Origin of the sequence: Staphylococcus petrasii, from assembly GCF_002902565.1 — a bacterium.
GTDB classification, from domain to species: Bacteria; Bacillota; Bacilli; order Staphylococcales; family Staphylococcaceae; genus Staphylococcus; species Staphylococcus petrasii.
The window spans coordinates 32,895-59,576 of record NZ_PPRC01000020.1 but is presented as its reverse complement, the minus strand read 5'-3'; the positions used below and the strand labels follow the sequence as shown (position 1 = coordinate 59,576).

The window sequence follows — 26,682 nt, the reverse complement described above, 5'->3', positions numbered from 1 at the left end:
CATTATAATAACAATTTAATAGGCTATTTTAATTTATTTAGGATAAAAACTTGTATAGAATAAAGATTCGGTTGTATACTAAGTTAAAATTATTTCTTTAAAGGAGCGTTATAGTTGAGGCTAGGAGCTCGTATATTAAAAACTGGAATCGCAATTATCCTTGCTCTGTTCATAGCTTCTTTTTTACCTGATAACGTTGGTTTAAAATCTGTAGCGGGTATTAGTGCGATTGTTGCTATGCAACCTAATATCTATCGTTCAATTAAAACAATCTCTGAGCAAGCTACAGGTAATGTCATTGGCGCAATCCTTGCTGTAATTATGGTAACAATATTTGGTAAAAATATTGTGATTATGGGTGTAACAGTTATTTTATTAATCGCTATTTTATACAAGATTAATTTAGCGCACGTTGCTACTTTAGCAGGTGTAACTGCCCTTATTATTATGGGGCAACACACTGGATCATTTTATGTAGCAGCTACCTTTAGATTTATCCTTGTTATGATTGGTGTACTTAGTGCTTCAATTGTTAACTTGATTTTTCTACCACCTAAATTTGAAACCAAAATATATTATAATTCCGTAAATATTGCTTCAGATATATTTATTTGGTTCAAACTTGTGTTAAATGATGCCTCTGACTATCATCAGATTAAAGAAGACGGTGAACAAATAGAATCTCGCATTACAAAATTAGAACAAATTTTTAATTATTACGAAGAAGAAAAAGCGTTAACACGTAAAACTGCTTTTCAACAAAATAGAAAGAAAATTTTATTTAAAGAAGTTGTTGGTACTACAAGACAAGCTTATGAAGTATTAAATCGAATGTCACGTTACCAAAATGATTTACATCATGTGAATCACAATTTAATCTTCCAAATTAAATTAGAATTGGATTCGTTAACTGCTTATCATGAACAAATTTTAAAAAGCTTATCTAAGAAAGCAAAGTATAATGTTGAACACTTTGATAATCAGATTAAGAATCCTCAAAAGAAAAATTTAATGGATGCTTTCCAACAACAATTAATTCAAAATCCTTATCAAACTGAGTATTCATATTCAAATGTTATGCAAATTATTTCTGCAATAGAAGAATATCGTTATTTCTTAGAACATCTTGATAGATTACGATTAAGTTTCTTCACTTATCATCGTAACGATACTGATATTGATATTGCTGATGAAGATTTTGATTTATGATTTTCTACTGATATACAAAAATCCGCTTACTAAGTGATTATACTTAATAAGCGGATTTTTGTATTATAAGTTTTGAATGCTATATAGATGTTCATACGCGCCTTTTTTAGCGATAAGTTCATCATGTGTGCCTGTTTCAACTATTTGTCCATTTTGCATAACAATAATTTTATCAGCATGAGTAATTGTTGAAAGTCTATGTGCCACGATTAAAGTTGTTCTATCTTTACTTAATACATCTAAAGCTTCTTGAATAATTGCTTCACTCTCTAAATCGAGTGCACTTGTTGCTTCATCTAGAATTAAAATAGGCGGATTATTTAAGAATATTCGTGCAATAGAAAGACGTTGTTTTTGACCACCTGAAAGTTTAACGCCTCGTTCCCCTACTTCAGTATCGTAACCTTGAGGAAGATTCATAATGAAGTCATGGGCGTTTGCCATTTTAGCCGCTTCAATCACTTCATCTTCTGTAGCATCTGGTCGACCTAATAATATATTTTCTCTTACAGTATCTGAGAATAAAATATTATCTTGCTGTACTAAACCAATTTGATTTCTTAAGCTACCAGTTAAAAAGTCTTTAATATTGTGATTATCTATAAGGATCTCACCCTGAGTCACATCGTAGAAACGTGGAATAAGATTGATTAATGTTGATTTACCGCCACCACTCATTCCTACGAAAGCTACGGTATCTCCACGTTCAATATTTAAGTTAATATTTTTTAAAATGAGTGATTCATTGTCATTATATTTAAAACTTACATCTTTTAATTCAATATGTCCCTGTTTAATTTCAATAGGTTGAGCACCGATGCCATTTTTGATGTCATAATCTTCATCCATTAATTGGAATACCCTATCCATTGAAGCAAAACTTTGCGTTAACGTTGTAAATGAAGCAACTAATCTTCTTAACGGTCCAAATAATTGTTCCAAATATCCAACGAAAGCGGCTAATGTACCAACAGTGATTGAACCATTAATAGCTAGATAAGCCCCGACACCAATAACAATAATTGGTCCTAAGTCTGTTACCGTATTAATAGCTGCAAATGAATACGCGTTCCATGACGTATGTTGAAAGGCTTTAGTTAAGAAATTTTTATTTCTGTGATCAAAATTTTTCGCTTCGTTGTCTTCAATAGCGAAACTTTTAATAACTGACATCCCTTGTACACGTTCATGTAGAAATCCTTGTACCTCTGCAAGGGCTTGTGAACGTTTGCGTGTTAATTGTCTTAAACGTCCAAAGAAGAAATAAACGGTTAAAATATAAAATGGGAAGATAAAAATTGCTGCTAACGTTAATTTAACATCTAAAAAGAACATAATAGAAAGCGCAATAATAATAGTCACACAGTCTAACCAAATATTCATAAGACCAGTCAGAATGAAATCTTTGGTTTGTTCCACATCATTAATCACTCGTGAAATAACTTGGCCGACTTGATTATTCGCATAGAATCTTGCACTTAATGCTTGTAAGTGATTATATAATTGCTTTCTAATATCATATAAAATTTTGTTACTTGTCCATTGAGCTAAGTATTGGCGAAGATATTCGATAGGTGGTCTAACAATTAAGAAGATAAATAATGCTATCCCAATCGCTACTGCTAAATGTTGGAATTTTTCATTCGTAGATAGCGCATGGTTATTAATAACTCCATCTATAGCATATTTAATTAATAATGGTATTAACATTGGTATGCCGAATTTGATAATACCAATAATTATCGTCGCAAATATACGATATTTATATGGTTTCACGAATTCTAAATATCGTCGTATCATTCGTGTTCCCCCTCCATCCATTTACGCTTATTTATGAAAATTAATAGAGGTTGAAGACTTAATTTACAAACTGTAGCGTCTGTAATAAAAAAGTAGTTTCAACCTCTAATTATTATTACTCAAGTACTATAAAACAATTATGTACTGATTACATCTATTATGCTTAATAATTGCGAATCTTTTTGTATCGTTCTTTCCACACTTTAATAAAATCAGGCGCAAACGGTCCTTTTTTCTGTTCAATCCATTGTTGTAAAATATCGACATTACGACGTAAAATAACATCAATATCATGAGGATAATTCATTTGATTCATGTGTTGTTCATATTCATCTTCATCTAATAGATGATATTTGCCATTTGGATATACTTTTATATCGAGATCATAGTCAATATATTTTAGAGCTTCTTCGTCACAAACAAATGGTGAAGATAAATTGCAATAGTAATAGATACCATCTTCTCTAAACATACATATAACATTAAACCAGTATTCAGAATGGAAATAGACAATTGCTGGTTCTCTTGTAATCCAAGTGCGACCATCGCTTTCAGTGACTAAAGTATGGTCATTTCCCCCAATGATAACGTGATCCGTTCCTTTTAAAATAGTAGTTTCAGACCATACTCTATGGATATTTCCATCATGTTTATAACTCTGGATTTTTATATTTTCGCCTTCTTTAGGTATGGATTCTTTTACCATACTCCACACCACCTTTTAATCATTTTTTGCACTTTAAATTATAGCATATTTTCAAAAAAGACTTTAAACTTCATTAAAAATACTTCTAAATTCATCGTTCTCCCGAGTCATGCATGATAAACAGTTTATCCGACAATAAATTTATATATTTTATCCATTGATACAGGAAGCGTATATTGATGACGTTCATTTAAATTTAACCAATCCAACTGACCTTTAAACCTCTCTAGAGAAATATCTACGTCTTCAATGACACTATAAACACTTATATCCCATGTCATATGTGTAAACTGATGTTTGAGATGGAATACTCTTTCGTCTGCGATTGTTACTGCAACATTCAATTTTTCTTCTAATTGTTTTAACGCACCTGCTCCTTCAAACATTGGGAATTGCCACATACCATTTAATAATTTTTCTTGTCTTTTTTCTATCAAATATTCACCTTTTGAATTTCTTACTAAAAAGACATTTTGATTTTTAGTTTTCTTGCTCACTTTTTTAGTTTTAACAGGTAATTCAAGCACTGTTCCTTCTTTAAACGCTTCACAATTTTCTTGGACAGGACAAAATAAACATAATGGATTTTTAGGTGTGCAGACCAATGCGCCTAATTCCATCATAGATTGATTAAATGTACCCGCTTCTTCTTGTACGTACGGTTGTAGTTCCTGTTCATATGCTTTACGTGTAGACTGCAGCTTAATATCTCGTTTATCATTGTTCAATCTTGACCATACACGAAAGACATTTCCATCTACCGTAGCTAACGGTTGATTAAATGCAATACTCATGACAGCTGCTTGAGTATATGGCCCTACCCCTTTTAATTGAGCAAACTTATCGGGAGATGATGGGACTTCGCCATTATACTTCTCTTCTACTTCCTTAATAGCAGTGTGAAAGTTACGTGCTCGACTATAATATCCTAGACCTTCCCAATATTTTAGAACTTCATCTTCATTAGCATTGCTTAATGCTTCGACTGTTGGAAAACGATTAATGAATCGATGATAATAATCTATGACGGTTTTAACTTGCGTTTGTTGTAACATCACTTCACTTAACCAAATGTAATAAGGATTTGTTGTTTCACGCCATGGCATTTCTCTTTGATTTTTTTCGAACCATGTAACGATATTATTTTTAAAAGTGGGTTCGTTTAACATTGATATTTTCCTCTCTACATTCATTTTTATTCTACTTTATCCAATTTAACTAATTTTTTATTTTTTATTAAGTGTCTTAATTTTGTTATTCTAATTTTTAGATTATAATATATATTAAATTCAAATGAAAAGAGTGAACTTTTATGGATACAGCCACACATATTGCTATGGGTGTCGGACTGACCGCCTTAGCTACGCAAGATCCTGTGATGGCGGATACAATGGCAGCTACGGCTACAACTTTAATTGCTGGATCTTTAATCCCTGATGGTGATACTGTTTTAAAATTAAAAAATAATGCAACTTACATTTCTCATCATAGAGGTATCACACATTCAATTCCGTTTACTATTTTGTGGCCGATACTAATTACATTCGCCATTTACATTTTATTTCCACATATTGATGCAACGCATATATGGTTGTGGGCGCAACTTGCAGTATTTCTTCATGTATTTGTAGATATTTTCAATTCTTATGGTACACAAGCATTGCGACCTATTACTAATAAGTGGATTCAACTCAGTGTTATTAATACATTTGATCCAATCATCTTTGGTATTTTATGTCTTGGTATTATCATTTGGGCATTCGGAGTTCATCCGTTCTTAGTATTCTTCCCAATTATAGCAATACTTATCGTTTATTATATTATTCGTTTTAAAATGCAAGCGATTATTCGCAAACAAGCTTTAAAACAAATTCAACAACAACATCGTCCAGTTAAAATCTTTGTAGCACCTACAATGAAATTTATGGAGTGGCGTGTCGCAATTCAAACTGAAGAACATGATTATGTGGGACGTGCTTACGGTCGAAACGTCACATTTACTGACAAAGTTAAACGTCAGAAGTTTTCACCAGATTCATTATTATGGCAGATTAAAGGTAATCCTGATATTAGAACATTTTTAAATTTCTCATCAATTTATCGTTGGCAGTCACGTCAACTAGATGATGATACTACCGAAATTAGATTAATCGATTTACGTTATTTGAATAAAGGTCATTATTCTTTTGCAGCTATTGCACATTTAGATAAAGATAATCATATCGATCATTCTTATATAGGTTGGGTATTTACTGAAGAGAAATTACAGAAGAAATTATACTCACATTAATAGAATAAGGTACGCTATCAATAAATACATTTGATAGCGTACCTCTTTTTTTATTTTGCCTTATGTTCTGTACCCTCTTTTACATTCTGGGTATGATGCGTATATTTATACTTTTCATGAGCAACGTATCGCACTAACATAAAATTGATTGTGCCTACTAAAACTAAAAAGATAATGAAATAAATATGATAAGCGATATTATACATATTTACCGACCCAAATATAACGGAACTAGCTGAGCCGTCTAAAAGATAATAAACTGGATTAATCTTTAAAATTTGGTTAATAATATGGAATTTCGTGCTCGGAATATAAATAATTGGTGCTAAGAAGAAACAAATCACACTCACAATGATAAATAGTTTAGTTACTTTGTTTCTAATTAAATCAAGTAATCCTAACGCTACGACAATGAATATCATAAACAGCATACACATTAAAGCAAAGAATAAATATGAAAGCACTGATGTTTCCAAGTTCGTAGGTTTAAAAATAGCTATGATTAGTGATAAGATCCAAATAACAATATTGCCCATTATGACATTCATGATTGCAGTAACTAAAGGCGTTAATTGAAACGACTTAGTAATTAGGTAATCTCGACTATACTCTGTATATGCTTTATAAATTGTACCTACCATTGTTATAAAGGTTATAAAAGTGAGAAGTCTATATAACCATTGGGCTTTAACTACCTCTTCTATTTCTAGGAACGATACACATAATAGTAAGATGACTACAAGAATCAACTGTGCTAAAAATAATGATGCAAACCATTTCCATGTATTAAGTAATCTTTGCTTTGCAAATTTTAAAAGCGATGGAAAGTGTTTAAAATATAAAATTAAATTATCTATCATTTTTCCACCTACAATTCCACATAAATCCATTTATTGTTCTTCATATCAGCAATTAAATAGCCATCGCTCGTTTTAACCGTCCATAAATCTTGTTTAATATGGTATTTATCTTTTAATTTATCTTTGTCTACGATTGGATAAACAAACCCAGTCAATTTATTCTCATCGTTAAATAACATATCAATAGGTTGTTGTGTGATAGGAACTACAAAGCGTTGGTCTTCTTCAGGTACAAGTGTTTTCTTAACTTGCTCATGTTTTTTATGTAATTGACCATTGAAATAATCAACATAATTACTATAATTTGATTTCATATATGGTGCCAACGTTTTAAATTCATGAGATTCATAAAGTGCAGCTGGGTTGAAGTACTGCAGTTTACTTTTCCCAATCTCATAATTTTTACCATCGACAACAACGCGGTAATTTTTAGCACTTTCGCCTGTAATAGTAACGAAACTATATTTAGGTATATTGCGATTTTCTTCTCCATTAAGTTTGACTGATTTATCTAGCACAATGCCATATGCCAATTTTTCTTCGAATGGATCTTTATCTTTATTTTGAACTTTCTTTTGAACTTCATTGGCCGGAATTTCAACTTTACCAACGTTATTTACTACCAATGCACCAAATAACACGAAAGCTAATAACCCGGCAATTAATATCGTCCAAAATTTCACTATGAAATCTGGAATTTTGACATGTTTATATCGTTCAACTCTTTTAAAGTTATAACTCATTTCAGGCAATCGACTTCGACTTTCTTTCCAATCCAGATCAAAGTTTTGTTGCTCATCTTCACCTTCAATACTTAATCTATCACGTTCATGCTCTCTAAATACTGGTAATACTTGATTTAATGAGCCTTCTAAACGTAATTGTCCATGTGAAATCCATGCGACATAGTTACTTACTTTAGCGACTTTTTCTACATCATTATCAATAAAGACGATGGACAAATTCTCAGATACATAATCTTTAGACAATTGTTTCGCTTTCTCTAAAAAGTCTTCATTAAGGTGTTCAATAATGTGATTTAAGATAATCACTTCATTGCGACATACTCTAGCAATACTTAATATCAATTGGGCAAATTCTGAATGACTGAGTTCGTTCACTTTAGTAGAAGCTTTATCATCCAAATGTGCGAATTTAATAATTTGCTCCACGCTATGTGAGGACGTTTCATATGTAAAGAGTCGTTGAATATCTTTAGTATATTCTTTTACTGTAATATTTAATAAATGTTTATCTTTAATATCACCATAATATGTAGAAACTGATTGGAGTACTTTCCCTCTATCGGGTTTGATATCACCGGACATAATTCTGCCAAGCAATGTTTTTGAGGAGCCAGGTTCTCCTATAATGGCTAGCGCTTCACCTTGATAAATATGCAAAGATATTTTATTTAATTCAATGTCTTCAGCAGCATAGCCAAATGGTAAATACCATTTCCTATCTTTTTTGTTTCTATAATATTGCGTAACATTAAGTAACTTTAAAACTATTGAACTTCCCATTCTTGTTACATCCTTCTAAATTTTTAATAAAGCGATTGGTAAACCTTCCTCAGGATTAGAACTATTAATTCTATACCCCCATGCAAAGATACCTTTTAAGCGTTCAACTTTAAAATATTGTTCACTGCCATCTGTTAATTTATATATTCTGCCAAGTTCGATTTTAGTACGATCTACTAAATAACTTTCCGCTACAATCACTTTACTTTGATAGACATCATATTCATTCATAATGCCATTCATTTCTGCTTTACGCATTTTCTCTTTATAAGTTTGAATTTCATGTCTTAATTCTTGTTCAGACATTTCACTGAGTTTTTTATCATTCATCAGAAATACCACTTTCTTCTAATTTATCTTTAATTTTATCATATTTATAGCCTTTTCTCATAAGGGACTCAATGGTTTTCATCACAAGCATTTGTCCATCATGTTTACGACGCTGTTTGTTATAAACTTTTTCTAAATCACGTTGTAACAAATCATCCACCATTGCTTCATCTTGCGTGAAGTCTAATTCACTCATAGCTTGATTAGCTACCTCCATGGAATAACCCTTTTGAATTAAACCCTGTAAAACTTTTTGTTTTACTTTACTTTCTGGACCTTTTTTAGTTTTCATAATTTTTTGAGCTACATTAACCACCGCTTCTAAAGGCTGTTCTTCTTCATAAATTGTCACGAAATGATTAATAATGTTAGGTTCTACCCCTACTTGGTACAATTTCTGTTTATAAACTTCCGGACCTTTATCTGTAGTATTAATCATTGTATTTTTTAAACTTTCAGCATAATCATTGTGATTAATATATTTTTCTTTATAACAGTAATCAATAACTTGTTGAATTGCCACATCGCTAATTTCACTTTTCTCTAAATGTTGGCGCACTTCTTTTTCAGTTCTTTTCTTATAAGATAAATATTGAATGGCTATATTAACACCCAATCTATAGTGTTCATATTTCTGGATTCGTTCCATCTCAGCCGCTTCAACAACTTGGTCCTTTTTTAAATTAAACTTTACTAACGTATCAATATCGATACCCATTTCAAACTCTCCATCTAAGAACAGATTGAAACGTTCCTTATTCTTCTTTTGAAGTTCAATTTTAGTAATTTTAGGCATTGTTTCCCCTCCTTTTTTGAAAATGAATTATTATAACTGATCGGGAATTTTTCCAACTTCAACATTTATTATTTTATAATAGCTATCGCCACTCTCAAAGCATTTTAACCACCTTAATAAATAAAAAATGAAGACTAAGACTTTGTATATATCTTACTCTTCATTCATAACAATAACTTAATAATTATTTAATTGTGATAATGCTTCTTGATATTGGCTATCATTAATATAATCTTGTTGTTTCATTTTTTCTAAATTTGTTTTAATACGATTTTTAAAATTATCGGACATGTTATTGATGTCATATACACTAGGTGCATTCACTTTACTTGCTAAAATAGCACTTTGTAACACAGTGATTTGAGACATACTACTATTGTTTTGATTAGTCGTAGTACCGAAGTAATAGTTTGCAGCACTTTCAATTGTATACTGGTCACTACCGTAATAAATATTATTTAGATAAAAACTTAAGATTTGATTTTTATTATATTCTTGCTCGACTTTATGAGCTACAAACAGTTCTTTAAGTTTTCTAGTAAATGATCGCTCATTACTATAATAATAGTTTTTTACAGTTTGTTGCGTTATGGTACTGCCACCTTGAACGTCATGTTCACCTATCGTTGAAAATATAGCACGGACAGTCCCTTTAACATCGAATCCATGGTGTTTATAAAATCGTTCATCCTCCATAGAAATAAATGCCCCTTTTACATAGTCAAGCATATTATCTACTGGAACATAACTACTTTTATTCTCAATCGTTTGTAAAGCCTCTACATTCGCTCTAGATGATAAGAAATACATTAAACCAGTAAACAAGGCGAATAGGATGGCTAAAATAATAAATATTCTTAAAAAAATACGTTTACTTTTTTTCTTTTTAGGCGGTTTACCTACAGGTCTGTAATACGTATTATAATGTGGTTCATTTTGATGATGTGAATAGCTCTCAGGCGAGTTGTTATATCTTTGGCTTCTTTTCATGCGCTAGCTCCTTTACTTAAACTCACTCTATAATTGAGAGTTTAACAGTACTTTATATTTTTAGCTATACTTATCATTAAAAATCAGTCCCAAGGTGTACTAGGCATGAGACCTGAGACTATACATATAGATAAAAATAAAAAAATGTCCACAAAGTCAGTGACTTCGTGGACAGCTTCGCTTGAAACAAACACATGTTTCAAATGTTAGGTAATTATATTAAACTTATTAGTCTTCTAATTGTTTTACGATTTCTCTATTGAAATCATCTAAGTCGTCAGGTGTACGGCTTGTAACGATATTTTTGTCAACTGCTACTGATTCATCAACCACGTTTGCACCTGCGTTAGATAAATCTTTACGTACGTTTAATACAGCAGTTAAAGTACGACCATTTAAATCATCAGTATCGATTAATACTTGAGGTCCGTGGCAAATTGCGAATGTTGGTACATCATTTTTAGTGAAGTATTTAGCGAATGCGCCATAGCGACCTTCAGCATCTCCACGTAAGTGGTCTGGAGAGAAGCCACCAGGAATTAATAATGCATCATAGTCTTCTGGTTTAGCATCTGCAATGCTCACATTTACTGTAGCTTTTTCGCCATGTTTACCAACGACTTCTGCGTTAGCAGTATCTCCAATAATTTCAGTTTCAAATCCAGCTTCTTCTAAAGCTTCTTTAGGACTTGTTAATTCGATATCTTCAAATTCGTCTGCTAAGATAATTGCTACTTTTTTAGCCATATGTGTATCACCTTTCTTAACTAATTTATATTTAATATATAGACAAGTTTAAGGTGCTTTAAACATGAAATTTATTTAGAGACTTGTTTTACTTTCTCTTCTAATTGATCAAGTAATCCAATCCATTCATCGATATCTTCTACACTTACTTCATCAGGATTAACATGATCGATATCTTCTAAGAATTTTGATAAACGACTTTTAATTTGGTCAATAGTTTGTTTTTCGTCCATTAAAATGAACACTCCTTTAAAAAATTATTTTATTTAACTATTACGTTAGTTTTATCCTAACAGAATTTGACAAAAAGGGATATAATCTTAATAATGTTTACTGTACTTTTTAGCAACGGAGAAAGGAATTTATAAGTTTAGGAGTAATAATAATGTTGATGACAAATAGTAAAAAACCCATTTCTATCACAAATGATCCGTGGGAAGCTTATAACGACATCGAAGAACATGGGAACTTAACTTTAAGTAATATTGAATTCACTACTACTAATTTATGTAATATGCGATGCAGTCATTGTGCTGTAGGTTACACATTACAAACGAAAGATCCAGATCCTCTACCTATGGACCTTATTTATAGACGCTTAGATGAAATCCCTCATTTACGTACAATGTCTATTACTGGTGGCGAACCAATGTTTTCTAAGAAATCCATTAAAAATGTGGTGAAGCCACTTTTAAAATATGCGCAAAATCGCGGTATTTATGTACAAATGAATTCTAATTTAACACTCCCTCAAGACCGATATTTAGATATTGCTGAATATATTGATGTGATGCATATTTCTCATAACTGGGGAACAATTCAAGAATTTACTGATGTTGGTTTCGGCGCGATGAAGAAACAACCACCATTGAAAGCGAAATTAAAATTATATGAACAAATGTTAGATAATGCGAGTACTTTATCTGAACAAGGAATGTTTGTATCAGCTGAAACGATGTTAAATCAAAGCACTCTACCTTATTTAGATAAGATACATAATGAAATTGTGAATGATATGAAATGTAGCAGACATGAAGTTCATCCTATGTATCCTGCTGACTTTGCGAGTCAACTCAATGTGTTATCTCTCAAAGAAATGAAATCGGCTATTCATCATTTATTAGATATTCGTGATGAAGATGTGTGGATGTTATTTGGTACATTACCTATTTATCCATGTATCAATGATGAGAATGACCAAGCGTTATTGCAACGTTTAAGAGATGCTAAAAACGTTACTATGCGTAACGACCCTGATGGACGTAGTCGTTTAAACGTTAATGTATTTAGTGGAGATGTAATTGTTACAGATTTCGGTGATGAAAATGGGACAATTTCTAATATCAAACGTGATAAGTTAACTGATGTATTTAATACATGGTTAGATACTGATTTAGCGAAATCTTTAAATTGTCATTGTGAAGCGTTCCATTGTTTAGGACCAAATGTGTTAGTTAAAAATATGTATTATCCTAATACGGATTTCAGAAAAAATGAAATTGCTATGCATAGCGAGCATATCTTTAATTAAATAAAAGAGGGAGCGGGACAGAAATTAAAATAATTTCGTTGTATCCCCAACTTGCTTTGTTTGTATACTTTCTTTTCGAAAGTCTCTATGTTGGGGCCCCGCCCGCCAGTCAAGGATAACTAGAATTGAAAAAGCTTGATATAAGCGCATTTTCAATTCAGTTAGCTACTGCCAAATGTGAAATGAGCCTGTGACATTTAATAATGTCCCAGGCTCTTCTTTATACTTCTTCGATATTTTGTGCGTTTGAAAGGAAATCTAATGTACTTTTACTTTCTTCGCGTCTATCTTTTCTACGTTGAACGCGTTTAGGTGCACTTTCGTAGAACCATTTTTCTACTTTAGTTTCTGGATAAACCTTTGGTACTTGTACAGGTTTACCATCGTCATCTAATGCTACAAATGTTAAAAAGCTTAATGCAGCTAAGTGTCTTTCTTTATTTAAAACATCTTCAATAATAATTTGTACGCAGATTTCCATTGAACTTGTACCTGCATAACTTACCATTGCTTCATATGATGTAATATCGCCTGTTTTAATTGGTCTTAAGAAATCAACTGAATCTGTAGATGCTGTTACTACTTGCGCATTCGCATGTTTCATTGCAGTAATTGCAGCAATTTCATCTATATTAGCCATTAAAGAACCACCAAACATTGTGTGATGATGGTTTGTGTCTTGTGGAAAGACTTGTTTGGCTTTTATACTTTTTGACTCAGACATTGATTTTTTCTCAACTTGCTGTTGTGACATTTTGACTACCCCTTTTATATAATCTATCTTTCTAGTATGTTATTGGGCCCAGTTCCCATTTTCAAAAACTAATTCTTTACTGCCATCATGAAGGATGCCGTAAATCGTTAAATCTGAACTACCTATCATGAAGTCTACGTGTGTATTTGAATCATTTAATCCGCTAGCAATCTTCTCTTCAGTAGTCATTTCTGTGCCACCTTTAACGTTGAAACCGTATGCTGAGCCAATAGCTAAATGACATGATGCATTCTCATCAAATAAAGTATTGTAGAAAATAGTATTACGGTTAGAAATCGGTGAATCATCTGGCACAAGTGCTACTTCGCCTAAACGTTTAGAGCCTTCATCTGTCTCAATTAAGTCTCTTAATACGTCTTCACCTTTTTCAGCTTTAAAATCAACGATAACACCATCTTTGAAAGTTAATGTAAAACCGTCAATAATAGTACCATTGTAACTTAATGGAAGCTTATTCGTTACATAACCATTTACATTATTGCGGTCTGGCGCTGTGAACACTTCTTCAGTAGGAATATTCGCGATGAAAGGTTGTTGATCGCCATTAACATAACTTGTAGCATCTTCCCAAATATGCCCTTCTGGTAAGCCTACTACTAAATCTGTTCCTTCAGATAGATAATGTAATGCTTTATAATTTTTCTCTTGAAGTTTATTCGCATGCACACTTAGGTTTTCAACATGTTTTTTCCAATTTTCAACTGGATCATTACCATCAATGCGCACGATATCAAATACTTCGTCTACAAATTTTTCAAATGCTTCTTCTTCTGAAAGTTCAGGGTAAACGCGTTTAGCCCATGGTTTAGAAGGAAATGCGGCAACTACCCAAGGGAATTTATTTTTCTGGCTACCTTCCATATAACCTTTAAATGCTTGAGCGTATTTCATTTGAGACGCTTTTAATTTTTTAGAATCTATCCCATTTAATAAATCAGGATCTTCGGTAAGTAACGCTAAATTAGCAGCGCCTCGGTTCGCATAATCCATGCGTTCTTCAACATCATATGATTTTACTGGTGAATTTTCAAAAGTCTCTACAGACTCGTATTCAAATTTTAGGCGACTTAGCGTAGGGTCACCATACACCACTCTGACATCTGATGCACCTGCTTTATAAGATTCTTCAACAATTAAACGTGTTAACTCTATTGCATCTACAGATGATCTAATAAAAACAGGTTGTTCAGGTTGAACGTTCATCCCTACTTTTACTAATAATTCTGCGTATTGTTGTAATTTCTCTTCATAACTCAATGTTGTCATTCGAACTTCCTCCTTAGTCTTGACGTAAATTGCCTAATTCATCTGCTATCGCTGTAACTTCACTCGGTGAAAATGACTCTTTAGACATTACAAAACTATGAATTTCTTCAATATCTTGAGTGTTTGCCTCTTTAAATTTATCAGGATTCAATAAACCTTGATTAACTATGTTTAATTTCTTTCTAATATCTTTAATCATTTCTTCATTATTTTGTGCCATATTCTTCACCTCTTTATTTCAATATTCTATCAAAGTATGAATATTTAATAAACTTTTATAGAATTTGGCAAATTTATTACTTTCTAAATGTTTAAATTAACTATAAAATGGTTTTATATTATAGTTTGGAGGTATGTATATTGATAGATGTAGCTTTTGTCTGTCTAGGAAATATTTGTCGTTCTCCTATGGCTGAAGCAATTATGCGTCAGCGTTTAAAAGATCGCGGTATTTCTGGTATAAATGTTCATTCAAGAGGTACAGGTCGTTGGAATTTAGGTGAACCTCCTCATGAGGGTACCCAAGATATTCTAAAACGTCATAATGTACCCTTCGATGGTATGATTAGTGAGCTTTTTGAACCGAATGATGACTTTGATTACATCATTGCAATGGATCAAAGTAATGTAAATAATATCAAGTCGATTAATCCTAATCTTAAAGGACAATTGTTCAAATTGCTGGAATTTAGTAACATGGAAGAGAGTGATGTACCTGATCCTTATTACACAAACAATTTCGAAGATGTGTATGAAATGGTACAATCATCTTGTGACAATTTAATCGATTTCATCGTTAAAGATGCAAATTTGAAAGAGGGGTAATTTAAAATGGAAAACAAATTAATTCCTGGCATTATTATTGGTGCTGTTGTTGGTGGCGCAGCTACATTAGCTGACAAATCAACACGTAACTCATTAATTCAATCTTTTAAAGATATTAAAGAAGGCAATCGTTCTCGTAAACCTTCTAAAATTAGTTCTATTAAAGATGAAGTTCTATACTGGAAAGATACAATCGAAGAAATTCGCCGTAACAATCCAGAGTTAGAAAGATCAATTAGAGATGCTAAAGATACGTTTGTAAATCGTAAAAATAATCGTATCGGCAAATAATTGATATTTAAAGGCAAAATTCCTTTTCCTCAAAGAAATTTTGCCTTTAGTTTTAAAAATTTAATAATTGTTTAATGTACAAAGGAGATTGTTATGTCTAATCAAAATCAATCAAATTCGAACTATCTTAATTCTATTAAAGATAAAGAGAATGAGAAGAAAGATAAGATTAAGGTTGATCGTACATATGTTGAACCTCAAGAATTCCAATCTAAGGAACCTAAAAAAGACAACCAAGTTTTCTTTGTTTCTAGATTGAACAAACCTGCCAAATACACTAAAGATTCTAATTTTTTCTCTTATTTAATTTATCGTATCGGAAAAGATGACGCTGCAGGATTAGCTGCACAAATGACATACCATTTTGTTTTAGCTTTATTCCCTATGCTTATCTTTTTATTAACACTTTTACCATTATTTAATTTAGACCAAAAACAAATTACCGATTTATTAAGTAATGCCCCAGCAGAAACGTCTACAATAATTAAAGGCGTTATTTCAGATGTCACTAAAAACTCTAGTGGCGGCTTACTTTCTGTTGGTTTGATCTTAGCAATTTGGTCAGCTTCTAACGGTATGACAGCTATTATGAACTCTTTCAATGTTGCTTACGACGTTGAAGATAGTAGAAATGGTATTTTATTAAAAGTCTTAAGTGTGGTATTCACTGTCGTATTAGGCGTTGTCTTTTTAGCAGCTATGACATTACCTACTATGGGTTCAGTGATTGCTGATTTCTTATTTGGACCTTTAGGTTTAGATGACGAAGTGAAATGGATATTTAATTTAATTCAAGTTGTATTACCATTTATAATCATTTTAATTTTATTCACTATTCTTTACTCAGTAGCTCCAAATGTTAAAACAAAATTTAAATCTGTGTTACCAGGTGCTGTTTTCACGTCAGTTATTTGGTTAATTGGTTCATTTGCATTTGGTTTCTATATTTCAAACTTTGGTAATTATTCTAAAACTTATGGTAGTATCGCAGGTATTATCATTTTATTAATTTGGATTTATTTAACTAGCTTTATTATTCTTGTAGGTGCAGAAATTAATGCTATCATTCACCAAAGAAAAGTAATCAAAGGACTATCACCAGAAGAAGCAGCATTAAAACATGATGATAATAATCAAAATCATTACAACGAAGACACAACATATCAATATAAACAAACACCTGCTGGACGAGATGAAGATTATAAAGTAGATAAAGATCCTGATAATAAAAAAGATGAAAAAGAATCAATTACTGATAAAATTAAAGATAAATTCAGTCATGATGATGACGACAATAAAAATAAATAATAAGTAATAAAAAAAGGTCAAGACACTCTTTCGTCTTGACCTTTTTTCTGTATTATTGAATTAAATTGTGTTGGAAAGCATAGATAACAGCTTGGGTTCTATCTTGTACTTCTAATTTACTCAAGATATTACTTACGTGTGTTTTAACCGTTTTAATTGTAATGTGAGACGCACTTGCAATTTCTTGGTTTGAATACCCTTTTGCAATCAATAATAAAATTTCCATTTCACGTTCAGTTAGCATTTCATACAATTCTGCTCTTTTTTTCATTCTATTGCGCATTTTAACTAAGACTTCTGGTTCAAATACAGATTCACCATGATATGTTTTACGTACCGCTTCAGCTATATCGCTTGCGCTCGTTGTTTTTAAAATATAGCTATCTACCCCAGCATCTAACGCTCTATATACTTCTTTGTCTTCAATAAAGCTTGTAAGCATCACTACTTTAATGTGAGGTAAGTCTTTCTTAATTTGAGTCGTAGCTTCAACACCATCCATATCATCCATAAGTAAATCCATTAAGATTAAATCTGGTTGTAATTCGTGTGCTTTAGCAATGGCATCTTTTCCTGATGCGCCTTCCCCCACGACTTCAATATCTTCTTGAGTTGATAAATAACTAGAAATACCAATTCTAACCATTTCGTGATCATCCACAAATAGTACTTTAATCGCCATACAAATCATCCTCCTTATGTAATGGTGCTTTCACTTCAATTCTTGTTCCTGCATCTGGTAAGGAAACAATATGGAATGTAGCTCCAATTTCTAACGCCCGTTCTCGCATATTTTTTAATCCATAGCTTTGTTCTAGCTTTTCATCAACATTAAAGCCTTTCCCATTATCTTGAATTCGCAATAATAAATAATCTTCTTTATTGAATAATTCTACCGTTACTTTTGTACCATTTGAATGGCGTAACGTATTAGAAATAGCTTCTTGCGTAATTCTAAATAAATGATCTTCAATCCCTTTAGGCACTTCAAAGTCTTCAATATCATGAATCACTTTCATAGGTACCTTCTTCTGTAAATCAATGACTAAGTCTTTAATACCTTCACCTAATGACTTATCTTTAAGGCCAATTGGGCGAAGATGTAATAAAAGTGCACGCATCTCTAGCTGAGATTCTTGAACCATTTTTTCAAGAACTGGAATTTGTTGGTCCAGTGGTGGCTCTAAATTCGTTTCTTTAATAGCTGAGAGCATCATGCTAGCTGCGAAAAGTTGTTGACTTACAGAATCGTGTAATTCACGCGCTAAACGTTGACGTTCATCTTCAATGATTTTTTTCACTTTGACATCATTCATATTATAATTTTCATTGGTTAAATTTTGCGTTTTAATTCTTAAGCGATGTAACTCTTGATTTAATGGTACGAGCGTTTGATAAATATCAATTGTTTCATTGTAAAGTTCGATATTTTGATCATTGATACCTACCGTTTCACCCTCGATAGCATGTTCAATTTGACTTTTAATCCAATGATTTTGTTGGTTAATCTTATAAGCTAAAATAGAACCAACGATAATACATAATAAAATAATGATTAAATTTAAAAATAAGAACACGGGTATTCCGAATATTTGGGTGTAAAACATCCCTTGGAAATAAATTATATTCACGAATACCTTATCTATAAATAAGAACGCGGTTAACATGCTATACACAAGAATTAACATGGAACCAATAGCTCTTAAGTAGTGATTCATCTATAAACCACCTCAACATCACCTATAAATGTTGAAACATAAATATTAACATTATAGTTTTCTTCTTTAGGTTTTTCTTCAACTTGAATATGATTATTTTCCACTTTATATGATTGGCCATTTAAATTAGCTGAGCCATAAAAAGCTGCCATGTGTAAGTTAATATTGTAATTTGTAGGAACAATAAGTTGAACTTTTCCTAACATATGTCTAACCACAATTGTATTATTCTCTTTGATATTCGCTGCTTTCGTCATATCAATGTGAATATCTCCCACACCATGCTGAATTTGTACATCTTCCCATTTATACACATAAACAGGTGTACGTTGCTTGCCAAACCATTTTTGTTTAATAAATTGAGGAGACGTTACTTCCTCTTCAGACGCCACTATTTCTAAAGGCTTAAATTTGAAAATTAAGTATCTAATAATAACAATAACTAAGAAAATAAACAAAATAATAATGGTATATTTATTCGACAATAACGTAAAAGCGATAAGAAGTATACCTATCCAGAACGCTAAGAGACCCCTTACTTTATGAAAGTAAAGGTATCCAACATAAACTAATATACATCCTAATAACAATACAAATAGGTAGCCTATCTTCTCGAAAAAGATATAATAAAAGTTCGCTATAATCATTAAAGCTGTAAAAATAATTAATAATTCGGTTGATATATACTTACGAGTCAATCTGTCGCCCCCTATCCTTTTAAATTTTTAAGCTACGATGCTTATTTGCTCAATGATATCGCACTGCCCTTGCGTTGTTATGCGTTCTCTTGCACAACGATGAATATCCGCTTCAATTCTAGCGCAATATTCTTCAAACATATCTAATTGTCTTTTTAGACTTTCAATTTCACAATTATTAATTTCTTGAGCATTTTTAATATTATACATATTTGCTATATCAATATACTTATTTTCTAATGTTGCTGTTAAACTGTCAATTAACTTATTCATTTGCAGTTTTTTTGTTTTTAAATAAGCAATATATCTTTCGATACTGTTTAATTTATTATCTAATGCTGCGCGGTACTCATTGATGTTTTGTTTAATTATTATTTTTAGAAAATGTTGTACGTATAAATCTATATAATTCATAGAACCACCTCGTTCCTGATTAAGCTTAATTATAATGCTTTTACCTATGACTTAATATAGGCTTAGGAACCATCTTTATCTCATACTTAAGTACCAATACTCCGATTATTCTCTTGCATTAGATTGCCCCTTATTTAATAAATGTTATCTATGTATCTCTAAAAAAATTAATTTCATTTTCAAATCTATTTAGCGTATAATTAAATATATTTATTTGAAAAGAGGAACATTGTCATGTATCAACAGAAATTCAACAAATATAGTTGGGCCCCTTATATAGTAGTTGTCATTATTCTTCATATTATTGGCTTTAGTTTCTTATATATTGCTGGAAGCAAACTTCATATTTTATTAGGTATGGGCTTGCTCGCTTATACTTTAGGTTTGCGTCATGCATTCGATGCTGATCATATTGCTGCTATCGATAATACGGTCAGAAAGCTTTTACAACAACGCCGTGAACCTGTTGGCGTAGGTTTCTATTTCTCTATTGGACACTCAACTGTTGTATTTTTAATGGCGGTATTACTTGGAATTTCGGTTAAATGGGCAAAGGATGCATTGCCGCATTTTCAAGAAATTGGAGGCATAATTGGTACGCTTGTCTCTGGCTGTTTCTTAATTCTTATAGGGGTTCTAAATTTAATTATATTAACTTCTTTAATAAAATTATTTATCAGACTACGTCATGAACATATTGAGGAAGAAGAATTAGATAACTTGTTAGAATCACGAGGATTTGTGTCACGCTTTGCAGGTCCTTATTTTAAATTAATTAGTCGAAGTTGGCATGTTTTACCTTTAGGTTTCTTATTTGGTTTAGGATTTGATACTGCAAGTGAAATTGCTCTACTTGCCCTATCTTCTGGTGCCTCTCAACAATCTATTTCCATTATAGGTATTCTGTCTCTACCAATATTATTTGCGTCTGGTATGAGCTTACTTGATACGTTAGATGGTATTGTTATGAAATCGGCGTATAATTGGGCATTTTTCAATCAAATACGTAAAATCTATTACAATATTACGATAACTGCTATTTCAGTGGTGGCAGCTTTAGTTATAGGTATGATTGAATTACTTCAAATTATGGCTGATAAATTCCATTTAAGTGGTGCATTCTGGAATTTTATACAAGCGATTCAATTTGACTATTTAGGCTATATCTTAGTGGCTTTATTTTTAGTAACTTGGCTCATTTCAACGTTAATCTGGAAATTTGGCAGAATTGAAGAACATTGGTCTTAAGTGATAATCACCTTGATGTAATACATGATTGCATTAAGGTGTTTTTTTTCCTTAAAAGAAGGATTAATTGACTTACGATGGGTTATAGTGAATACTAGTTTCACATTGAGCCAAAGGAGATTATGAAATGAATAATAAGATTGCTTTAATTACTGGTGCATCATCCGGTTTAGGTTTCGAAACTGCTTTATTATTAGCAGAAAAAGGTTATAAAGTATATGCAACCATGCGTAATTTAGATAAACAAGATGCGTTAAAACAAGCAGCAGAAGACAAAAATTTAAATATCGTTATTAAAGAATTAGATGTAACGAAAGTAAATAGTATAGAAAATGCAGTAAGTGATATTTTAAAAGAGGAAGAAACAATTGACGTGCTTATCAATAACGCGGGTGCCGGCTTTGCGCGTACGACTGAACATGCTACTGATGAAGAAATGATGTGGCAAGTCAATTTAAATTTGATGGGCGTTATGCGTATGACTAAAGCGGTCTTACCTACAATGAGAACGCACCGACAAGGACATATTATAAATATTTCATCAGTAGGTGGTTTAGTTGGCCAACCTTTCAATGAAATTTATTGTGCAACTAAATTCGGTGTTGAAGGCTATACAGAAGCATTAGCTAGTTATGTGCAACCTGAATTTAATGTGAAGTTTAGTGTAATTGAACCTGGAGGCATCCAATCTGAATTCACTAATAATTTAATGGCTCATCTTGAATCAACAGGCGGCATTCAAGATGACGAGTATCTTCCATTATTCCAATCTTATATGGGCGGTTTAAAAGAAAATTATGGGCCCGGTTCTTCTCAAACATCGGCTGAAGTAGCGCAAGTTATTGTAGATACGATTGAGAAGGAAGAGCCTCCTGTAAGAGTCCGTACATCGGCTTGGTCTGAAGACTTTACACGTTTAAAAACAGAAGCGGATCCTACTGGAAAATTATTACAAGCACAAGTTGAAAAATTATTAGGCAAATAAATATATTTTCCCTATAGTTAAAGCCCTCAAAAGAGACAATTAATCTCTTTTAAGGGCTTTTATTTATATGACGCCACTGCATCATTTAGTTTTAGTCAATTTTAGTTGTTAAGATTGGGCCATCTTTTGTAACGATAACTGTATGTTCGATTTGCGCAACAAAACTTTTATCTCTTGTTTCAAATGCCCATTCATTTTTACCTTCTGTCACAAATGTTGCTTTAGAAGAAATAAATGGTTCTACTGCAATCACGACACCTTCTTTTAAAAGTGTTTTATCTTTAGGATCGTAGTAGTTCATAACATGATTTGGTGCTTCATGTAATGATTGTCCTACACCATGGCCTGTTAAGTTTTTAATAACCGTTAAATCATTTTGGCGAGCTGTAGCATGAACTGCTTTACCAATATTACTTAATTTAGTGCCCGGTTTAATTTTAGACATTGCATTTTCAAAAGCCATAATAGCAACATCACAAACTTTTTGTTTTAATGGATTATCCGCTTCTCCTACTACAAATGAAATACCTGTATCAGCATAGTACCCATTCTTCAAAGCAGAAACATCAATATTTACTAAGTCACCTTCACGGATGATACGTTTGCCAGGAATACCATGTGCAACTTCTTCATTCACACTAATGCAAGTTTGGCCTGGGAAGTTCTCATCATGAATTGGAGCTGAAATAGCACCATGTTCTTCAAATAATTCTTTAGCAATATTGTCTAATTCTTTAGTTGTGATACCAGGTTTAGTAGCCTCTTGCATTGTATCTCTAACTTTAGCACAAATATAACCTATTTCCTTTAAGGCTTGTAATTCTTCATCTGTTTTTACAATCATATTATCCCGTTCCTTTTTAATTGTTGTTACACCTTATTATACCAAAATTTTTTTGATATACTAAATATGATAAACAAAACGTTAATAATTATTATTTTTAAATATATATACAGGATTATTTTCGGTCAACGAGAGGATTTATAGATTCATGAACAAATGGTATAAGCATATTATTGGAGCTAGAACAATTAAAACAGGGTTAGCAACCTTTCTGACCTCCCTATTTTGTTTAATGCTAAATCTAACTCCTATCTTCGCAACCCTTACTGCAATTGTTACGATTGAACCTACTGCTAAGGCTTCTTTGAAAAAGGGTTACCGTAGATTACCCGCTACAGTAATCGGGGCATTATTTGCAGTAATATTCACTTATATATTTGGAGATACATCTCCTTTATCGTATACGTTTGCTGCGGTATTTACTATTTTACTGTGTACTAAATTAAACTTACAAGTGGGTACAACAGTGGCAGTATTAACCGCTATGGCGATGATACCTGGTATTCATCATGCCTACTACTTTAATTTCTTTTCCAGATTATTAACCGCTTTAATTGGATTAGTCACTGCAGGATTAGTTAACTTCATCGTTTTACCTCCAAAATATTATCAACAAATAGAAGATAATTTATCGGTTATAGAACAAAAAATGTATAAATTGTTCGCGCTCAGATGCCAAGAATTGCTATTAGGCAAATTTCAATCAGATGAGAGCAATGATTTACTTGATAAATTAGTAGGACTCAATACTAAAACAGAGACGTTAATTGGATACCAACGAGATGAGTTAAGATATCATAAAAATAAAGAGAAAGAATGGAAACGATTAAAAGATATTTCCAATCGTGCATATAGCGACCGTTTATTTGCCACCCATCTTTCTAATATTATCTACTTGCCTAAAAACATTCATCTTAAATTTACGGCTGATGAAAAAATGGCCATCATTAGAATTAGTAAAAGTGTTAATAAAATCCCTTCAAATGATGAATTCATTCGTCAAAGAGAAGCGGCTTCCACATTAAAATCATCTGTTAAATTACTTGAAGAATTTGATCAAAATCAAATTAAAAGTCATCTTATCTATGAAATTTTATTAATTTATAAAATACTTGATACTCGCTTTGAAGACAAAGAAAGGGAGCGGGACAGAAATTAAAATAATTTCGTTGTCCCGCCCCGGCAAGGATGACTAGGTTTGAAAAAAGCTTGATTTAAGCGCATTTTCAAATCAGTCAGCTACTGCCATAATGCTAATGAAGGCTGAGACATTTTATTTTGTCTCAGCCTTTTTATTTATATTTAATTTTTAGCTGAACGTTCAATGATGACACGTTTAGCGGCTTCTTCTTCAGTGTTATCAAGCTGTCTTGGTTCGAAAGGAATACCTTTACGCTCACATGCTTTTTCTAATAAGTAATCTGTTAACTCATGGTTTTTAGGTAAAATTGGTCCATGTAAATATGTACCTAATAAGTTTTTATAATGAATACCTTCACGTTTATCCGTATCATTATTGCCATAACCCACTTTTACGTGACCTAATGTACCAAAGTTATGATGTGTACGGCCACCATGATTTTCAAAGCCAACGATGGTACCAAACGTATCGCTTTCAATCACGATATCTCCAGTTAAACGGTCTGTACGTGATTCCGTATAGAAATCTAAAATACCTAAACCTTCTAATTCAGTGCCATCTGGCGTGATATATTTCGTACCTAAGAATTGGTAACCGCCACAAATCGTAAGGCCTGGCATACCATCTTCAATCGCTTCTTTTAATTTTGTTTTAATCTTACTTAATTCTTTCGTAGCGATACTTTGTTCTCTATCGCTTCCGCCACCGATAAAGAAGATATCACAATTATCTAAAGTGACACCTTCTGTTTCATTGACTTCTACAACATTTAATTTGATATTACGTTTTTTAGCACGTTGCTTAAGGGCGATAATATTCCCAATGTCACTATATAAGTTCAATTTATCTGACATAAAGTGATAGACTGTTAATTCATTCATAATTATTGCCCTCCTACAAATGAACGATTAAGTTGTTCAAGCATTGGTGATAATGATGTATAGTTTGGAATCGCTACAGTGAAGCCACTATAATTCATTGTTAATACTGTTGCTTTGTAAATATCCTTTTCAAGCACAATAGGAACTGTCACTTCTGCTAATTTCAAACGTAATTGTAACTCTTCTGCACGTGTGCCTGTTACAATAATCGCTTCAATATCTTGTTCGCTTAACTTTTCAAAATCAGCGTCATAAATCCATGATGTATCACGACCATCTGCTGCATTATCATTTAAACTAATCACATAAACTTTCTTACCTTCAAGTTGCTCGCCTACTGATAAACTTGCATTCATACCTGCAGGGTTCTTAGCTAAGTTAATCATTGCTTCTTTCTCATTTAGTTTAAAGTACTGCATACGTCCGTTATCAGAAGTATACGTTTCAAAGCCTTTGCGAATTGACTCATCATTAAGTCCTAACTCTCTTAATACTGAATACGCGGCGATAGCATTGAACGCGTTGAAATCTCCGGCAATCTTCATATCGAAGTGTGCATCGTTAATATTTAATTTTAAGAATGGTGATACATCAAATGTGTTCACTTCATACTTAGGCGTTTCACGTTTGAAACCACATGTACAATGATAGTGACCAATTTGATTGTAATGTATGTAATCATATTCTAATAATCTACCACAATTAGGACAGTACTTACTTTCATTCATGGTACTTTGTTCAAATTCATGGGCATGTGCTTTCATGCCATAATAAACAATCGTATCACTAGCGATTTTAAGACGACTCACAAATGGATCATCTGCATTAAGTAATAACTTAATTCCTTTATTACTAATAGATTTCGCAATGTTATTAACCATAATATCAATTTCACCGAAACGGTCCATTTGATCTCGGAAAAAGTTGGTAAAAATCATCATCGTTGGTGTTACTTCTTTTAATACACGCGGAATAGAACCTTCATCAATTTCAATTACCGCTACTTTTGTATTTTTATTTGATTGCATAATAAATGCTGATGTAATACCAGCCGCCATGTTTGCGCCTTCGTTATTATGAATAATATCGATATTATTCGCTTTTAAGGTATGACCTATTAAATTAGAAGTGGTAGTCTTTCCGTTCGTACCACTTACGAATACGATATCATCTACTTGTGCGGCTAATTTACGTAATATATTTTGATCCACTCTACGTGCAATTTGGCCAGGTAAGTCAGTACCCTTTTTACCAGCTGCGATACTTGCTCTACGGGCCAATTTAGCTAAGTGGGTTGCAGTCCATTGTCTCATGAGTTTCCTCCTTGTTTAATTCACTCGCATAATTATAACACGTTACGGGTATAACAAAAAACATTCTCAATTAGAAATGATATTCTACACTCTAGATTATAATAATTATTATTTACTAATGAGAATAAATTTGTTATACTCAAAAAGAACAAACAGAGATGACTAAATTTTTTATTTGAGGTGACTTAAT

The 26,682-nt window shown here is 32.2% G+C and carries 29 protein-coding genes; 9 read left to right on the top strand and 20 right to left on the bottom strand.

What is annotated here, in order from left to right:
* Positions 1–114 precede the first annotated feature (114 nt).
* Positions 115–1,209 (top strand): FUSC family protein, encoded by a 1,095-nt coding sequence (locus tag CD127_RS04395; RefSeq protein ID WP_103298559.1) that lies wholly within the window; start codon positions 115–117, stop codon positions 1,207–1,209.
* A gap of 63 nt (positions 1,210–1,272) precedes the next feature.
* Here the strand turns inward: CD127_RS04395 and CD127_RS04390 are convergent, their stop codons facing one another.
* The 3 genes from CD127_RS04390 to mutY form a co-directional block, all read right to left on the bottom strand.
* Positions 1,273–3,009, bottom strand: a complete 1,737-nt coding sequence (locus CD127_RS04390) for an ABC transporter ATP-binding protein (protein WP_103298560.1) — start codon at positions 3,007–3,009, stop codon at positions 1,273–1,275.
* 163 nt (positions 3,010–3,172) lie between these two features.
* Positions 3,173–3,715, bottom strand: coding sequence for a nucleoside tri-diphosphate phosphatase (gene ntdP / locus CD127_RS04385; RefSeq protein ID WP_053030354.1), 543 nt, complete (start codon positions 3,713–3,715; stop codon positions 3,173–3,175).
* A 125-nt stretch (positions 3,716–3,840) separates the two neighbouring features.
* Positions 3,841–4,884 (bottom strand): A/G-specific adenine glycosylase, encoded by a 1,044-nt coding sequence (gene mutY / locus CD127_RS04380; protein ID WP_103365899.1) that lies wholly within the window; start codon positions 4,882–4,884, stop codon positions 3,841–3,843.
* Between the two features lie 143 nt (positions 4,885–5,027).
* On the opposite strand from mutY, the gene CD127_RS04375 reads away from it, so the two are divergent.
* On the top strand, positions 5,028–6,005 hold the full coding sequence (locus tag CD127_RS04375) for a metal-dependent hydrolase (RefSeq protein WP_103365898.1): 978 nt from the start codon (positions 5,028–5,030) through the stop codon (positions 6,003–6,005).
* A gap of 50 nt (positions 6,006–6,055) precedes the next feature.
* Here CD127_RS04375 and CD127_RS04370 read toward each other — a convergent pair whose 3' ends face one another.
* The 7 genes from CD127_RS04370 to CD127_RS04340 all read right to left on the bottom strand — a co-directional run bounded on the left by CD127_RS04370 (position 6,056) and on the right by CD127_RS04340 (position 11,487).
* Positions 6,056–6,895: a teichoic acid transporter gene (locus tag CD127_RS04370; protein WP_235851303.1), complete on the bottom strand. Its 840-nt coding sequence runs from the start codon at positions 6,893–6,895 to the stop codon at positions 6,056–6,058.
* Positions 6,874–8,391 (bottom strand): ATP-binding cassette domain-containing protein, encoded by a 1,518-nt coding sequence (locus CD127_RS04365; RefSeq protein WP_103365897.1) that lies wholly within the window; start codon positions 8,389–8,391, stop codon positions 6,874–6,876. Before CD127_RS04365 ends, CD127_RS04370 begins: the two co-directional genes overlap by 22 nt.
* Before the next feature lie 15 nt (positions 8,392–8,406).
* Positions 8,407–8,721 (bottom strand): YfhH family protein, encoded by a 315-nt coding sequence (locus tag CD127_RS04360; RefSeq protein WP_103298564.1) that lies wholly within the window; start codon positions 8,719–8,721, stop codon positions 8,407–8,409.
* Entirely contained in the window at positions 8,714–9,517 is an 804-nt protein-coding gene (gene recX / locus CD127_RS04355; protein WP_103365896.1) for a recombination regulator RecX, read from the bottom strand. The genes CD127_RS04360 and recX overlap by 8 nt, the downstream gene beginning before the upstream one ends.
* A gap of 177 nt (positions 9,518–9,694) precedes the next feature.
* Entirely contained in the window at positions 9,695–10,507 is an 813-nt protein-coding gene (gene sgtB / locus CD127_RS04350; protein ID WP_103365895.1) for a monofunctional peptidoglycan glycosyltransferase SgtB, read from the bottom strand.
* A 228-nt stretch (positions 10,508–10,735) separates the two neighbouring features.
* Entirely contained in the window at positions 10,736–11,254 is a 519-nt protein-coding gene (locus CD127_RS04345) for a type 1 glutamine amidotransferase domain-containing protein (protein ID WP_103298567.1), read from the bottom strand.
* A gap of 71 nt (positions 11,255–11,325) precedes the next feature.
* Positions 11,326–11,487 carry an SE1561 family protein gene (locus CD127_RS04340; protein ID WP_103298568.1) on the bottom strand — a complete coding sequence of 54 codons (162 nt, stop codon included), beginning with the start codon at positions 11,485–11,487 and terminating at the stop codon, positions 11,326–11,328.
* A gap of 158 nt (positions 11,488–11,645) precedes the next feature.
* Here CD127_RS04340 and yfkAB point away from each other — a divergent pair, with 158 nt between their 5' ends.
* Entirely contained in the window at positions 11,646–12,785 is a 1,140-nt protein-coding gene (yfkAB, locus tag CD127_RS04335; RefSeq protein ID WP_167409919.1) for a radical SAM/CxCxxxxC motif protein YfkAB, read from the top strand.
* A 220-nt stretch (positions 12,786–13,005) separates the two neighbouring features.
* On the opposite strand, the gene CD127_RS04330 is transcribed toward yfkAB, so the two are convergent.
* The 3 genes from CD127_RS04330 to CD127_RS04320 are packed head-to-tail and all read right to left on the bottom strand — an operon-like array spanning position 13,006 to position 15,046.
* Positions 13,006–13,539, bottom strand: coding sequence for an acyl-CoA thioesterase (locus tag CD127_RS04330; protein WP_103298569.1), 534 nt, complete (start codon positions 13,537–13,539; stop codon positions 13,006–13,008).
* A gap of 39 nt (positions 13,540–13,578) precedes the next feature.
* The gene (locus tag CD127_RS04325; RefSeq protein WP_103365894.1) at positions 13,579–14,826 is read right to left on the bottom strand and encodes an aminopeptidase; all 1,248 of its coding nucleotides are present in this window, start codon (positions 14,824–14,826) and stop codon (positions 13,579–13,581) included.
* 13 nt (positions 14,827–14,839) lie between these two features.
* Positions 14,840–15,046: a DUF1128 domain-containing protein gene (locus CD127_RS04320; protein ID WP_103298571.1), complete on the bottom strand. Its 207-nt coding sequence runs from the start codon at positions 15,044–15,046 to the stop codon at positions 14,840–14,842.
* 140 nt (positions 15,047–15,186) lie between these two features.
* On the opposite strand from CD127_RS04320, the gene CD127_RS04315 reads away from it, so the two are divergent.
* The 3 genes from CD127_RS04315 to CD127_RS04305 all read left to right on the top strand — a co-directional run bounded on the left by CD127_RS04315 (position 15,187) and on the right by CD127_RS04305 (position 17,250).
* Entirely contained in the window at positions 15,187–15,651 is a 465-nt protein-coding gene (locus CD127_RS04315; RefSeq protein WP_103365893.1) for a low molecular weight protein-tyrosine-phosphatase, read from the top strand.
* Between the two features lie 6 nt (positions 15,652–15,657).
* Positions 15,658–15,942, top strand: a complete 285-nt coding sequence (locus CD127_RS04310; protein WP_103298573.1) for a YtxH domain-containing protein — start codon at positions 15,658–15,660, stop codon at positions 15,940–15,942.
* 93 nt (positions 15,943–16,035) lie between these two features.
* Entirely contained in the window at positions 16,036–17,250 is a 1,215-nt protein-coding gene (locus CD127_RS04305) for a YihY/virulence factor BrkB family protein (RefSeq protein ID WP_103365892.1), read from the top strand.
* Between the two features lie 52 nt (positions 17,251–17,302).
* Here the strand turns inward: CD127_RS04305 and vraR are convergent, their stop codons facing one another.
* The 4 genes from vraR to CD127_RS04285 are packed head-to-tail and all read right to left on the bottom strand — an operon-like array spanning position 17,303 to position 20,080.
* Entirely contained in the window at positions 17,303–17,932 is a 630-nt protein-coding gene (vraR, locus tag CD127_RS04300) for a response regulator transcription factor VraR (protein ID WP_103365891.1), read from the bottom strand.
* Entirely contained in the window at positions 17,922–18,968 is a 1,047-nt protein-coding gene (gene vraS / locus CD127_RS04295; protein ID WP_103298576.1) for a sensor histidine kinase VraS, read from the bottom strand. The genes vraR and vraS overlap by 11 nt, the downstream gene beginning before the upstream one ends.
* Entirely contained in the window at positions 18,965–19,666 is a 702-nt protein-coding gene (gene vraT / locus CD127_RS04290) for a cell wall-active antibiotics response protein VraT (RefSeq protein WP_103365890.1), read from the bottom strand. The genes vraS and vraT overlap by 4 nt, the downstream gene beginning before the upstream one ends.
* A 27-nt stretch (positions 19,667–19,693) precedes the next feature.
* On the bottom strand, positions 19,694–20,080 hold the full coding sequence (locus tag CD127_RS04285) for a hypothetical protein (RefSeq protein ID WP_103365889.1): 387 nt from the start codon (positions 20,078–20,080) through the stop codon (positions 19,694–19,696).
* 234 nt (positions 20,081–20,314) lie between these two features.
* Here CD127_RS04285 and CD127_RS04280 point away from each other — a divergent pair, with 234 nt between their 5' ends.
* Together CD127_RS04280 and CD127_RS04275 are read left to right on the top strand one after the other, a co-directional pair.
* Positions 20,315–21,328: a HoxN/HupN/NixA family nickel/cobalt transporter gene (locus tag CD127_RS04280; RefSeq protein WP_103365888.1), complete on the top strand. Its 1,014-nt coding sequence runs from the start codon at positions 20,315–20,317 to the stop codon at positions 21,326–21,328.
* A 127-nt stretch (positions 21,329–21,455) separates the two neighbouring features.
* Positions 21,456–22,313, top strand: a complete 858-nt coding sequence (locus tag CD127_RS04275) for an SDR family oxidoreductase (RefSeq protein ID WP_103365887.1) — start codon at positions 21,456–21,458, stop codon at positions 22,311–22,313.
* 91 nt (positions 22,314–22,404) lie between these two features.
* Here the strand turns inward: CD127_RS04275 and map are convergent, their stop codons facing one another.
* Complete coding sequence (gene map / locus CD127_RS04270) at positions 22,405–23,157, bottom strand: type I methionyl aminopeptidase (protein WP_103298581.1); 753 nt, start codon at positions 23,155–23,157, stop codon at positions 22,405–22,407.
* Between the two features lie 148 nt (positions 23,158–23,305).
* On the opposite strand from map, the gene CD127_RS04265 reads away from it, so the two are divergent.
* Positions 23,306–24,316: an FUSC family protein gene (locus tag CD127_RS04265; RefSeq protein ID WP_103365886.1), complete on the top strand. Its 1,011-nt coding sequence runs from the start codon at positions 23,306–23,308 to the stop codon at positions 24,314–24,316.
* 143 nt (positions 24,317–24,459) lie between these two features.
* Here CD127_RS04265 and gatD read toward each other — a convergent pair whose 3' ends face one another.
* A complete protein-coding gene (gatD, locus tag CD127_RS04260) occupies positions 24,460–25,179 on the bottom strand; it encodes a lipid II isoglutaminyl synthase subunit GatD (RefSeq protein WP_103365885.1) in 720 nt (239 codons plus the stop codon).
* Between the two features lie 2 nt (positions 25,180–25,181).
* Positions 25,182–26,492 carry a lipid II isoglutaminyl synthase subunit MurT gene (murT, locus tag CD127_RS04255; RefSeq protein WP_103365884.1) on the bottom strand — a complete coding sequence of 437 codons (1,311 nt, stop codon included), beginning with the start codon at positions 26,490–26,492 and terminating at the stop codon, positions 25,182–25,184.
* Positions 26,493–26,682 lie beyond the last annotated feature (190 nt).